General features: G+C 34.1%; 12 protein-coding genes. All 12 read left to right on the top strand.

From position 1 onward, the window contains the following. Positions 1–35 precede the first annotated feature (35 nt). Entirely contained in the window at positions 36–692 is a 657-nt protein-coding gene (locus HMPREF0367_RS08880; RefSeq protein ID WP_035403463.1) for an acyltransferase, read from the top strand. Positions 693–696: 4 nt separating this feature from the next. Then, the gene (locus HMPREF0367_RS08875) at positions 697–1,434 is read left to right on the top strand and encodes a tyrosine-protein phosphatase (protein WP_051335240.1); all 738 of its coding nucleotides are present in this window, start codon (positions 697–699) and stop codon (positions 1,432–1,434) included. Between the two features lie 69 nt (positions 1,435–1,503). Continuing rightward, on the top strand, positions 1,504–2,238 hold the full coding sequence (locus HMPREF0367_RS08870; RefSeq protein ID WP_035403459.1) for a YveK family protein: 735 nt from the start codon (positions 1,504–1,506) through the stop codon (positions 2,236–2,238). Between the two features lie 2 nt (positions 2,239–2,240). Next, the gene (locus tag HMPREF0367_RS08865; RefSeq protein WP_051335239.1) at positions 2,241–2,915 is read left to right on the top strand and encodes a CpsD/CapB family tyrosine-protein kinase; all 675 of its coding nucleotides are present in this window, start codon (positions 2,241–2,243) and stop codon (positions 2,913–2,915) included. Next, positions 2,884–3,870, top strand: coding sequence for an LCP family protein (locus tag HMPREF0367_RS08860; protein ID WP_081683670.1), 987 nt, complete (start codon positions 2,884–2,886; stop codon positions 3,868–3,870). Before HMPREF0367_RS08865 ends, HMPREF0367_RS08860 begins: the two co-directional genes overlap by 32 nt. 1 nt (position 3,871) lies before the next feature. After that, complete coding sequence (locus HMPREF0367_RS08855; RefSeq protein ID WP_035403456.1) at positions 3,872–4,570, top strand: LPXTG cell wall anchor domain-containing protein; 699 nt, start codon at positions 3,872–3,874, stop codon at positions 4,568–4,570. Positions 4,571–4,717: 147 nt separating this feature from the next. Beyond that, positions 4,718–5,662, top strand: coding sequence for a DUF5011/hyalin repeat domain-containing protein (locus tag HMPREF0367_RS08850; RefSeq protein ID WP_035403453.1), 945 nt, complete (start codon positions 4,718–4,720; stop codon positions 5,660–5,662). 372 nt (positions 5,663–6,034) lie between these two features. Further along, on the top strand, positions 6,035–6,616 hold the full coding sequence (locus HMPREF0367_RS08845) for a hypothetical protein (protein WP_035403450.1): 582 nt from the start codon (positions 6,035–6,037) through the stop codon (positions 6,614–6,616). Between the two features lie 26 nt (positions 6,617–6,642). Further along, positions 6,643–7,332 (top strand): hypothetical protein, encoded by a 690-nt coding sequence (locus HMPREF0367_RS08840; RefSeq protein ID WP_035403447.1) that lies wholly within the window; start codon positions 6,643–6,645, stop codon positions 7,330–7,332. Between the two features lie 255 nt (positions 7,333–7,587). Continuing rightward, on the top strand, positions 7,588–9,390 hold the full coding sequence (locus tag HMPREF0367_RS08835; protein ID WP_035403444.1) for a hypothetical protein: 1,803 nt from the start codon (positions 7,588–7,590) through the stop codon (positions 9,388–9,390). Between the two features lie 164 nt (positions 9,391–9,554). Next, positions 9,555–10,529, top strand: coding sequence for a phosphate acetyltransferase (pta, locus tag HMPREF0367_RS08830; RefSeq protein WP_187365576.1), 975 nt, complete (start codon positions 9,555–9,557; stop codon positions 10,527–10,529). 162 nt (positions 10,530–10,691) lie between these two features. Then, positions 10,692–12,215 (top strand): N-acetylglucosaminidase (locus HMPREF0367_RS08825; RefSeq protein ID WP_051335237.1); only part of this gene is annotated, 1,524 nt, incomplete at its 3' end.

Here is a 12,215-nt window from a genome sequence, read left to right as displayed (position 1 = left end):
GTTTGTTGAAAAGAATAATTACTAGGAGGAACGATATGTATACAGTTAAAGAACTATATAGTTTAGAACATAGTTTAGCTGGCGATTACTTATCTCAGTATGAGTATCCTTGGCAGGCGCTTTCGGGAATCAAAGAGTTTATTGTTTCTTTAGGAAAGACATTGGATGATTCTTATGAAGAAGTAAAAGAAAATGTATGGGTACATAAAAGTGCCAATGTATTTGAGAGTGCTTATATTGGAGCACCTTGTATCATTGGTCCAGAAACAGAAGTAAGACATGGTGCATTTATTCGTGGATCGGCTTTGGTTGGAGCTAATTGCGTGGTTGGAAACAGTGTGGAATTAAAGAATGTTATCTTGTTTGATAATGTACAGGTTCCTCATTATAACTATGTAGGAGACAGTATTTTAGGCTATAAGGCGCATATGGGAGCTGGTTCAATTACTTCAAATGTTAAATCGGATAAAAAGCTTGTAGTAATCAAATCAGATTCAGAACAAATTGAAACAGGTTTAAAGAAAATTGGGGCTATGTTAGGAGACTATGTTGAAGTTGGCTGCAACAGTGTTTTAAATCCAGGAACCATTATTGGTAAATGCAGTAATGTATATCCAACGTCTTGTGTAAGAGGGGTGATTCCTGAAAATAGTATCTTTAAAAATTCTGGTGTTGTAATTCGAAAGGATTAAAGTTATGCCACAAGCATTTATTGATTTACATTCTCACATTGCCTGGGATGTAGATGATGGAATCAAGACCAAAGAAGATGCCATCAAGGCTCTTGAACAAGCCAAGGAAGATGGAATAGTAGGAATTTGTTCAACACCGCATGTTATTTGCGGAAAAACAGATACAGTCGCTTTTCAAAACATTTTATTACGACAACAGGAATTGATGGAGATTGCAAAGGAAATGGGTGTCTTTGTTTATTCGGGCGCTGAGATGTTTATGAATATTGATTTTCTGGATAGTTTAGATAATGGGATTTTTCAGACATTGAATGAATCACGATATATGCTGGTTGAATTTGATCTATCAAGAGATATTCATTACATATCTTATATAGATGAGTATCTGGATGAATTGTTTTGTCGAGGATTTATTCCAATCATAGCTCATGTTGAGCGTTTCTTTCCTACAGGTTTAGATCTTGAAATGGTTGAAAACTGGTTGGAAATGGGATGTTTATTGCAGACAAATCGTACAAGTTTGATGGGATTTCAAGGAAAAGTGATTCAAAGAAACGCTCATCATTTAGTAAAAAATAAGATGATTCATCTAGTAGCCAGCGATACACATCGAACTGTAGGAAACCGTATTGAAAAACTGAGTGATGCATATCAAGTGGTTATAAAATTAACAGATACTGAATATGCCGATCAATTGTTTCTTCGAAATCCTTTAATCATCTTAGATGATGAAGTCTTATAATAAAAAAGAAAGCATTATTTATTATTATAGTGTATAATAAAGCGGTTATTTGTATGAAGGGAGAAAAATATGGCTTCAGATAAAGTGACAAGAGAAAATGATGAAATTGAAATTGATCTACGAGCGTTTTTTCTTAGATTAAAGACGAAGTGGTTAACTTGTATATTAGGCTTATTGCTAGGAGCAGTGCTGGCTTTAGGATATTCGATTTTCTTGGTAAATCCAGAATATCAATCCACAGCTATGGTTTACTTAAGAGGAAATGGATCCTCTTCTATCTCAATTCAAGATCTTCAGGTAGGAACACAGCTTACCAAAGACTATGAAATTATTTTTAAATCACGTCCGGTTTTGGAAAGCACGATTGATGAGTTGAATTTAGATATGTCTACCAAAGAATTAAGCAATCTAATTTCTATAACAAATACTGAAGATACACGTATCTTAAGTATCACTGCTACAGCGGATACACCAGAGCTTGCCAAAGATATCGCAAACTCAATTATGGATAATGGTGTTCAAAAAGTGAGCGAAATTGATGCACAGCAACCTTATGTAGTAGAAACAGCTATTGAAAATGCTGCACGTGTTGGTATGTCTCGTTCTAGAATGACGATTTTAGGTGCGGTTGCTGGTTTAGTGATTACTTTAGGATACATTTTCTTACGCTTTGTATTAAGTGACAATATCACTTCGGCAGATGACCTAGAGAATACATTGAATGTTCCTGTACTTGCCGTAGTTTTAGATGATCCACAAATGGATTTTAAGAAAATGGCTAAAAACAACAAGAAAGGAGCTTAGAAATGGAACAAGGATTAGTAGAAATTCGTTATAACACCATGACGACAGCTTCAACGGAGTCATTTAAGGTATTAAGGACAAACTTAATTTATTCAGAAGGTGTACAGGTTATTACAATGACAAGTGTGCTTCCAAATGAAGGAAAGACAATTGCTTCATTTAATTTGGCAAAGAGCTTTGCCCAAATTAATAAACGTGTTTTATTGATTGATGCCGATTTAAGAAAAGGTTCTTTAAAACGTTTCTTTACAGTAAGACATAAAGTTGCTGGTTTATCGGAAGCTCTTTCAAGACAATCAGGACAAATCATTGAAGAGACAACAATTCCTAATTTAGATATTGTATTTGCTGGTAAAATTCCACCAAACCCAACAGAGTTGTTATCTGGAGAAATCTTTGAAAATATCATTAATCGTTTAAGAAATGCATATGATTATATCATTATCGATACGCCACCAATGAATGCAGCCATGGATGCAGCTATCATTGGACGTGTTACAGATGGAGTGGTTTTAGTTGTTCGTAATGACTTTGTAAAGAAACAAGATCTAAAGCGTGTTAAGTTACAACTAGAACGAAATGGTGCTCGTGTCATTGGATCTGTTTTAAATCGTGTGAAAAAAGATCAAGTAGACTATAAGAATTATGGCTATGAATACTACTACGAAGAAAAATAAGGCTAAAACATTAGGTTTGATAGCTGTTATATTGTTTTTGATCCTTGCTTTGATGAGCATGTTATTGTTTTTTAATGAAAGACCTTCTAACGAAGATGTTTCTTCTGCTTCGGATTATCATCACATTGAGTATAATGGTAAGAAATATGATTATAATTCTTCTATTGTATCTATTCTTTTTATGGGTATTGACTCCACTGACCCAGAACAAATGGGACAGGCTGATGCAATGCAGTTGGTATTATTAAACCGAGAGGAAGAATCCATCCAGGTTATTGCATTATCAAGAGATATCATGACAGATATCCATCTATTTGATGTTGAACACAATGATCTTGGATGGGATAAACAACATTTAGGATTGGCTTATGCTTATGGGGATTCTCCTAAAAATGGTGCCATGTTAACAAGTCAAGCGGTATCTAAATTGTTATATGATGTACCAGTCGTCCATTTTGCAGCTATGGACCTTTCAATTTTACCAGAACTGCAAAATGTTGTTGGAGAATTACAGGTAACAGTTCCAAATGATTCTTTAGTGGAAGTAGATCCAACATGGACAAAAGGAAGTGTTGTAACATTAAATGCAGACAATGTTGAGAGCTTTGTTCGAACACGTGATACTGAGCAGGATTTTTCCAACACAGATCGTATGGAAAGGCAAAAAGCGTATATTGGAGCATATGTGCAAAAAATTAAAGAGATGTTAACTAATGATTTTGATAATACTGTACAATTGTTGTATAATGTCTGCAAGGATATGACAACGAATATTACTTTGGATGATATTCAATCATTTTCTTCAATGTTGTTATCCTATTCTTATGATTCCAATTCTGATTTCTATACATTGCAAGGAGAAAATAAAATCGGTGAACTGCATGATGAATTTGAAGTGGATCAGGAAGCATTACAACAATTGGTCGTAGAATTATTCTATGAGGAGGAGAATTAATATGAAGAATATATTTAAGAAATTTGCGTTAGGATTAGGTACAGCTACAGCAATCTGCATGAGCTTGACTCCAGCATTTGCTGCAGGAAGTATTACTTCAAATGGAACACCAAGTGGTGAAGTTCTTGTTGATGGTGTAGTAGTTGAAGGTTCTTATGCTCAGTTCGTAGATGATTTATCTTATTTAACATCAAGTGAAAACGAGCAGGATGTTAAGGCAGCTGACATTATCGAACAGTTGAATGCAGGAACACCATTGACAGAAGCTTTCTCTGGTGAAACAGTTGCATTGCCTGAAGGTGTAGAAATCGATTTATCTGAATTTTCATTGTTGACAAAACTTCAGGACTTACAGGCATTTGATGCAGATGGAAATCGTCTTGAAGAAAATGTAACAATTAGCTGGGAAGTTCCAAACTTAACAAGTGAACTTGGTGAAGTTTATGTACTACACTACAGTACAAAAGCTGATAAAGGCTGGGAAGTTATTAAACCAGATGAAGTTAACTATGATACTAAGATGATTACTGCAACATTTGAAGATTTATCTCCAGTTGGTGTAATCTACAAATCAACTGAAAATGTTCCAGCTGAAAACCCTAATACAAGTACTTCAACAAACGCTGGATTATATTTAGGTGTTGGTGCTGTTGCTTTAGTAGCAATCGGATTGATCGTATTCAAAAAACATAAAGCTTAATAATCAAGTCAAGTAAATTTCGGGGTTGTCAAATTAGACAACTCCTTTTTTTTATCTAAAAGGTATTCCCAATTTCTCGGGAATTTTTTTTGTTTTCATTTTGTGTTAAAATATCACTAGACAAAAAATTGAATGGAGTTTTATTCTATGGAAAAAAGAAAACAGCATAAAAAGATAAACGTTTTAGAAGGTCTTGAAAAAGAAGAGAAAAAAGAAAAAGAAATAATCAATCTAGATAAAGAAATAGGTATTGATGAAGAAATGTTTCAAGAGGAAATGGAATCTTCACAGGAAAATGAATCTGTACTTGAAGAGGAAGTATCAGAGAATGAAGAAATTTTAGAAGCGCAAGAAGAGTTAGTTGAAGAAAATAATGAAACTGAGAAAATTTCAGAAGAAGATAGTACAGAAGAAATAGAAGAAGAGAAAGAAATTCCTTTAGAAGAAGATGCTGAAGATTTGGTGGTTGAGGAAGATACGGACTCTAAACCTAAAAAGAAAATCGATGGCCGTTGGTTTTTGATTTGTATTCTTTGTGTACTGCTAGGAATTGTATTCTATGCTGGATTCAAAGTGTTTAATCAATATCAAAGTCAGGAAAAAGTTGGTGAAGTAGCAGAAAATAAAACAGAAAACAAGGATACGACTGCTCCTGCTTTTATTGGTTTTCTTGATCGAATCGTTATAAATTTAAACGCAGTTGATGTAGATTATTCAAAGTATTATTTAGCAGTTGATAATGATCAACAGATGCAAGTTACAGTAACTGGAGATGTTAATCTTTCACAAGAAGGAGAATATCCGATTACAGTTTCCAGTACCGATGAAGCCGGTAATACAACAAGTCAAGATGCTATTGTACAGGTGATTTCAGAAGAGACCATGGTGGCTGTTCCTATTGAATTGACACCTATGTTCGATGGCAGCATTCCTATGGCTACGGATACTAAACAACGTGTAGAAGCTAATGTCATAATGTATTATTACGGAGAAGTATCTCAAGAAATCAAAGATGAAATTGCTCGTCTTGGTTTGGATGTTTCAGGATATCGTTTAGATTCTTATTGGCATCCATCTGATTTAAATATTTAAATATTAATTGATTTAAAGATAAGCTAGGTTCCTATTTGCTAGGATCTAGCTTTTTTTTAGCTTTATTTAAGGCTTAACCTGCATAATTATAAAAGATATCCGCTCTCGTGTGATTGTCTAATACATAAGTAATAAGTAAAAAACACTTTGATCACTCCAATTGAAATTCAAAAAAAGTTATGTAAAAAAATAATGATTATGTATTGACAAATTCAAACGGGGGGGAGATATTATATCCATGATAGATGAAGTACGCTCATCTATTGGAGATTTTTTTTGTACAAAAAAAAATTAATTTAAGAAATGGAGTGATTTAAAGTGTATCGAAAATAATTCACAAAATCAGCACTATCTGGTTTAGTTGCAGTTTCTATGATTCCTTGTGTAGCTACTCCAATATTTGCTGAAAGTCAATCTGAAGAAGAATTATTAGGCCGGAAAGTAAGTATTCTTTATATTGACGAAGCTACAAATGAAAAAGTAGCACAGAACACAATGTTATTCAGTCATCTTGATAAAGATGGAAGCTGGACTATTAACGCAAATGAACTTCCTACAATTGCTAATTATACAATTACTTCTCAGGGAGATTTATTATCGCTTTATGGTGGAAGTGTCATTGAGGTTACAGTAAAAGCCAATGAAACACAAAAAGATGTAATCATGAAGGTTCAGTTTGTTGACGAGACAGGTACTGTAGTTGGCGGTGGAGATTATTTCTTACCTGAAGGCGTACAAAACTATTCAGTATTAAGTCAATACGTTCCTGCAGGTTATCAGATGACAACCACTGTAGACTTCATGGTTGAAGAAGGTGGATCAATCCAAGTTAATGTTGAGAAAATTCAAAAAGATGTGATCCTTAACGTACAGTTTGTTGACTCTGTAACTGGTGAAGTAGTTGCAGTGGAGATTACTTTGTACCAGAAGGAATCAATAATTACTCAATTTTAGAACAGTATCTACCAGCAGGATATGAAATGACAGTTTCTGGAGATTTCAATACTGCTAATGGGCCATTGACTGTTTCTGTAAAGAAAATCGTAACTTCTAAAACAATCAATGTTGTATATGTAGACGAAAATGGAAAGAACTTAGGTGGTGGCGATTATATCGTTGATCCAGATGGAGATGGAATCGCTAATTATAGTGAATTAACTTTACCTGTTGGGTATGAGTTGATCACAACTGGTGACTTCTTCGTAGAAAATGGTGCTTCTTACACAATCACATTAAGAGCTATCACTACTGAAGAAGAAACAAAAGCAGCTACATTAAATGTTAAAGTAGTTGATTATGATTCTCGCGAAGTTTTATCAGCAGAAACATTTACTTCTGCAGATAAAGGTCAAGCTGATCAAACATATACATTTGTATATGGTGAAGATTATCAGGTAAATATCCCTAAAGGATATAAACTAATCAAAGATGTTGAACCAGCAGATATTACTGTAAACTATGGTTCAACTATGACAGCAGAATTCTATGTTACTAAAGATGAAGGTACAGGAAACACTGGATCTACTGAAGAAGGTAACAAAGAAGACAGCAGCAAGACTGATGGTGTTGATACAGGTGTTGCAACAGCATTAAGTGCTTCTATGGATGGTGTGGCTGCTAGTGGTATTGGTATTCTTGGTCTTCTTCGCAAGAAAAGAAACAAAAAATAAATAACGGTTATTAAAGGTCTCCCCCTTTAAAATAACAGAAAAAGACCTGTATGAAATTGCTTCTAAGTACAGGGCTTTTTTCTATGCATATTTTTTTATTGCAATAATTGTATAAAATACAGCAAAAACACAACAAAAAGTGCAAAAAATATCGTAAAAATGTTTGTTTGTGCATTTTCAAAACAGGGGATGGTATGATATCATACAATAAAGAAAGCGTTATCAAAAAGCTTTTTTTTAAGGAGGAGACCAATAATGAACAAAAAGTTAGTTTTGACCGGAAAAGCGGTACTCAGTACGGTCATGGCTTCAACGATGGCATGTTCGATGTTATCGACGAACATCCTAGCGCAAGAGCCAGAAGTAGTACCGGAAGAAGAAACAACAGTGGAAAAAACACCTGTTGAAGAAGAACCAACTGAAACACCTGAAGAAGCAACAGGTGGTAATGAGGAAACTACACCAAGTAACGCAATTACGACAAATGAAATTGTTGATACACCAACAACATATAGTTTCCCTAGTGGATATGATGATGCATGGACAGAGCAGCAATTACGTGATGAAATTCAAAGATTGCTAAATGAAGCAGCTAGCCTTTACGAAGAGAACAAGTATCGTCCGAGTACAGAGAATGACTACATTACAAAAAAGGCAACTGCTGAGGCAGCTTTAGCAGATACAACACTTGCAAAAGATAAATTAGCTTGGCAAGCTTATTACATGAGTAATTGTATTAAAGCAATGAATACGGCTCAAAATGTATTAAGTGAATCAGCTAAACAAATTGTAATTATTAATAAGGAAGTGGCAAAGTTGAATCCTTCTGAATATCAGTTGGATCCTTGGGAAGCTTTAACAAGTGCTTTAAGTAAGTCAATTGGTAGAGTTAATGGAAATGCATCAAAAGATTATTCAGAAGACTTGGCAAATATTAAGACTTTATATGATACTGTACTTGCAAGTAAAGTAGATGAAAACTTAGTTACTTTAAGAGATTATGTTGCAATTTGTGATGAGATAGTAGCTAGTCAAAAGACAGATGATGCTGTAAATTATGATAGCAACACATGGAGAACATTTATTAATGCTTTGAATGAAGCAAAAGCCGAAATTGAAAAGGGAAGTACTACTATAGATGTAGAAGTTTTTAATAAACTATATAGTGCATTGGAATCAGCTAAAAATGCATTAGTACCTATTAGTAGTGAAGATTCAGAAGGTAAAGAAACCGGTGTAGCAGATTACTGGTCAAAGGCAAGAACATATGGTGGTCATGTGTTTGTTGCTGGAGAAAAAATTAATGGAGATGGTACAACTACTCTATATATCAATTGGGTAAATGATGGTATAAATCCAATAACTGGTGAGCAAGAGAAGTCATTAGATAAATCATTTATTAGTCAGCACGATAATAATTTAGGTATCTATGCTATGGTTAATAGAAATGATTTTGGAACAAGCTATAACAACTGGGTTAAAAAATTTAGAGAGTTATCAGCTGATGAAGTAATGAATGGATTTACAGGATATGAGATTACTGTAAATACAGGTGATAAAGTTATCATTGGTATTGGCAATAGGGAGTCTTCTTTCTATGGTACATTCTCCGCTGGAGTATATCAGACAAAAACTCCTGATACAACAGCTCCAGAAGTAAAAGTAAGTTATTCAACCGTTGATAAAACTGAAGGCCCTGTAACAGTAACTATTACTGCAGATGAACCTATTCAGGATATTCCAGGTTGGACAAGAGTATCCGAAAATGTATTGAAGAAAGATTATACAGTAAATACTAATGAATCAGTTGATGTATTAGATTTAGCCGGTAATGTTAGAACAGTTTCTGTAACAGTGTCTAATATCGTTAAGCCATCAGATCCATCTGGAACTGGAGAAGATAAGAATCAAGGAACTGATACAAAGAAAGAAGATTCTAAGAAAACAGATGGAACAAATACAGGTGTATTTGTTGGAACTGGATTGTTTGCTGGATCAGCTACAGCAGCTGCAGCTGGTGCTAGTTTATTAGCGTTCTTGAAAAAACGTAAAAAATAAGAAATAATACATTTTCCCCGATTATTATGAACAGGAATCAGGATTCTGGTTCCTGTTTTTTGGCATTTACAAAGTGTAAATTTGCATGCTAAAAACTTCACATTGTTTTAGTGGAAAAGCGCTTGCAATTAGTCTATACTAGACACGAAAAGAGGTTGTGAAAAATGATTATAAATGAACTAGAGAAAAAAGTGACTGGCTCAGGGACCAGAATTGTATTTACAGAAGGTTGGGATCCACGTGTTCAGGAAGCTGCAATCAAACTGGTAGAAAATAATATCGTGGTACCTATTTTATTAGGAGAGCCAGAAGAAATTGAAGCTTGTGCCAAAGAAAATGGTTTTGATGTTTCTAACATCCAGCAGATGTCACCAAAATCTTTCGATAAAATGGAAGAAATGGCAACCAAAATGGTTGAGTTACGTCGTGGTAAATTAGACATGGAAACTTGTAAGAAAATGCTTCAACATACTAACTATTTTGGAACTATGCTTGTTCAAATGGGATATGCTGATGGATTATTAGGAGGAGCTACTTATAGTACAGCAGATACAGTTCGTCCAGCTTTACAGTTAGTTAAAACAGCTCCAGGTAATGCCTTGGTAAGTTCTTGTTTCTTACTTGTAAAAGGTGATCAACAGTACATCATGGGTGACTGCTCAATCAACATCAATCCAAATGCAGATGAATTGGTTGAAATCACAATGCAGACAGCTCACACAGCTAAACAGTTTGGTATTGATCCAAAGGTAGCTTTGTTGTCATACTCTAGTATGGGTAGTGCAAAGGGTGAATGTGTTGCGAAAATGACTGAAGCTTCTTTACGTTTAAAACGTATGCCTATTGACTTTGAAATTGATGGGGAAATGCAGTTTGACTGTGCAGTAAGCCCAGAAGTTGCTGCATTAAAAGCACCAGGTTCAAAAGTAGCAGGTCATGCTAATACATTTATTTTCCCTAACTTATCAAGTGGTAACATTGGATATAAAATTGCTGCTCGTTTAGGTGGTTGGGAAGCAATTGGACCAGTATTACAAGGTTTAAATGCTCCAATCAATGACTTATCTCGTGGATGTACAGCGCAGGAAATCTACAAGATGGCTATTGTTACTGCTGCTCAAAAATTCTTGGATATTTAATTGGAATTCTCTTAAGGCTAGCTTAATGCTAGTCTTTTTATATGCAATATGACGGGTTTTATATAAAAGACAACATATGAATATGTTTAACTAATTGTCGATTAATTGACTTTTAGAATGAAATCCTATTTAATGAGTTTATATATAGCAAAGGGGAAAAGAATGAAAAAAATATTAACAACGTTTTTAATTTCAGTTTTGACGATTTTAGGAGTAAGTTATCCTGTGCATGCTCAATCAGATTCATCTACTTTTGAAGTTGAAGAGATACAAAGAGAAGATCAGCCAATTACGAACGTGGATGAAAATGGGAATGTAACTTTTATTGATGCAGATGCAATGGAAGAAGAGATTTCAAGTACACCAATGGTAATGGCAAATGATACAAGCTCTAGATCTATAGATGTAGGTGTTGTCAATTTTAGAACAAAGTCTAGCGCTAATGAAAATACATTGTATGTGGAAGATAGTACCAATAAACAAGGATATTTAAATGGTTATGCAGCAAGTGATGGAGCTTTTTTAGGTTATAATTCGGATTATTCGAAAGTTAAATTCAAAATAGCTGGTGTTATTGGTTGGGTAGATTCTAATCAAGTAAGCATTGTGGATTATAATAGTGTTTCGTCTGTTAGCTATTATGTCGTAAATTCAGGTGTTCTATATCATGTAACTACAAATAATATTTATCAATCTAATTATGCTTCAAAAGTAATGATTGGATATAATCCAGGCTATTTACAAGAAAATGTGCCATATTATAGTTATGATGGACATTACTTCTATACTTCATATCAAACAATGATAAATGACTATCGTGCAGGCAGTTATACGTCTAGTGTGAATTCTAATGATCCATATTTTAATTATTTTCAATACTTACCTCATCGTTCAAAAACAGCGCATACTACATCTGATTTCGATAATTTAACAAATTCTAAAGCAAACGGAAAATTAAATGGTTTAGGTTCCTATTTTATTGAATATCAAAACCAATATGGTACTAATGCGGCTTTAATGTATGGAGTGGCTGTACTTGAAAGTGGTTGGGGAACTAGTAATATTGCTAAAACTAAGAACAACTTGTTTGGGCATGGTGCAGTTGATTCAAATCCTTATTATGGAGCCAATGGATATGATACGCCTGCAGACAGTATTTTGTATCATTCTAAAATTTTTATCTCAGAAGGATATTGCGATCCATTAGATTATAATGGACGATATTTTGGATCACATTTAGGGGATAAAGCTAGCGGAATTAATGTTAAATATGCATCTGATCCATATTGGGGAGAAAAAGCAGCAAGTATAGTCTGGCAATTAAATGGCACTTCACAAAATGATGATTATAGTAGGTATACAATTGGAATAAAAACAAAAGGCATTAATATAGAGGTTCATAGAGATCCTACACTGTCTTCTACAACTTTGTATCAAAGCGGTTCTGCAGATTATTATCCAATGATTTTATTAGCGGAAACTCAAGGAGATAATGTATCTGGCAATAACATTTGGTATAAAATTCAATCAGATCCAACATTGGATGCATCTCGTTCGCAAATTGTACAAGATCAAGGAGAATACGATTTTAATAATTTTTATGGTTATATAAATAGTCACAATATGTTTAAAATCATTCAAGGTTCTAATTCATGGTTTCATGATGTCTATACGACAGACTGGTTC

This window comes from Faecalitalea cylindroides ATCC 27803 (assembly GCF_000469305.1).
GTDB lineage: Bacteria > Bacillota_I > Bacilli_A > Erysipelotrichales > Erysipelotrichaceae > Faecalitalea > Faecalitalea cylindroides.
This window is presented reverse-complemented; position numbering and strand designations above follow the sequence as displayed.

Bases quoted from the DNA above. Each gene is read 5' to 3' on its own strand.
- HMPREF0367_RS08855 (WP_035403456.1), top strand. From the start codon at position 3,872: ATGAAGAATATATTTAAGAAATTTGCGTTAGGATTAGGTACAGCTACA.
- HMPREF0367_RS08840 (WP_035403447.1), top strand. From the start codon at position 6,643: ATGACAGTTTCTGGAGATTTCAATACTGCTAATGGGCCATTGACTGTT.
- HMPREF0367_RS08880 (WP_035403463.1), top strand. From the start codon at position 36: ATGTATACAGTTAAAGAACTATATAGTTTAGAACATAGTTTAGCTGGC.
- HMPREF0367_RS08875 (WP_051335240.1), top strand. From the start codon at position 697: ATGCCACAAGCATTTATTGATTTACATTCTCACATTGCCTGGGATGTA.
- HMPREF0367_RS08845 (WP_035403450.1), top strand. From the start codon at position 6,035: ATGATTCCTTGTGTAGCTACTCCAATATTTGCTGAAAGTCAATCTGAA.
- HMPREF0367_RS08835 (WP_035403444.1), top strand. From the start codon at position 7,588: ATGAACAAAAAGTTAGTTTTGACCGGAAAAGCGGTACTCAGTACGGTC.
- HMPREF0367_RS08850 (WP_035403453.1), top strand. From the start codon at position 4,718: ATGGAAAAAAGAAAACAGCATAAAAAGATAAACGTTTTAGAAGGTCTT.
- pta (WP_187365576.1), top strand. From the start codon at position 9,555: ATGATTATAAATGAACTAGAGAAAAAAGTGACTGGCTCAGGGACCAGA.
- HMPREF0367_RS08860 (WP_081683670.1), top strand. From the start codon at position 2,884: ATGGCTATGAATACTACTACGAAGAAAAATAAGGCTAAAACATTAGGT.
- HMPREF0367_RS08865 (WP_051335239.1), top strand. From the start codon at position 2,241: ATGGAACAAGGATTAGTAGAAATTCGTTATAACACCATGACGACAGCT.
- HMPREF0367_RS08870 (WP_035403459.1), top strand. From the start codon at position 1,504: ATGGCTTCAGATAAAGTGACAAGAGAAAATGATGAAATTGAAATTGAT.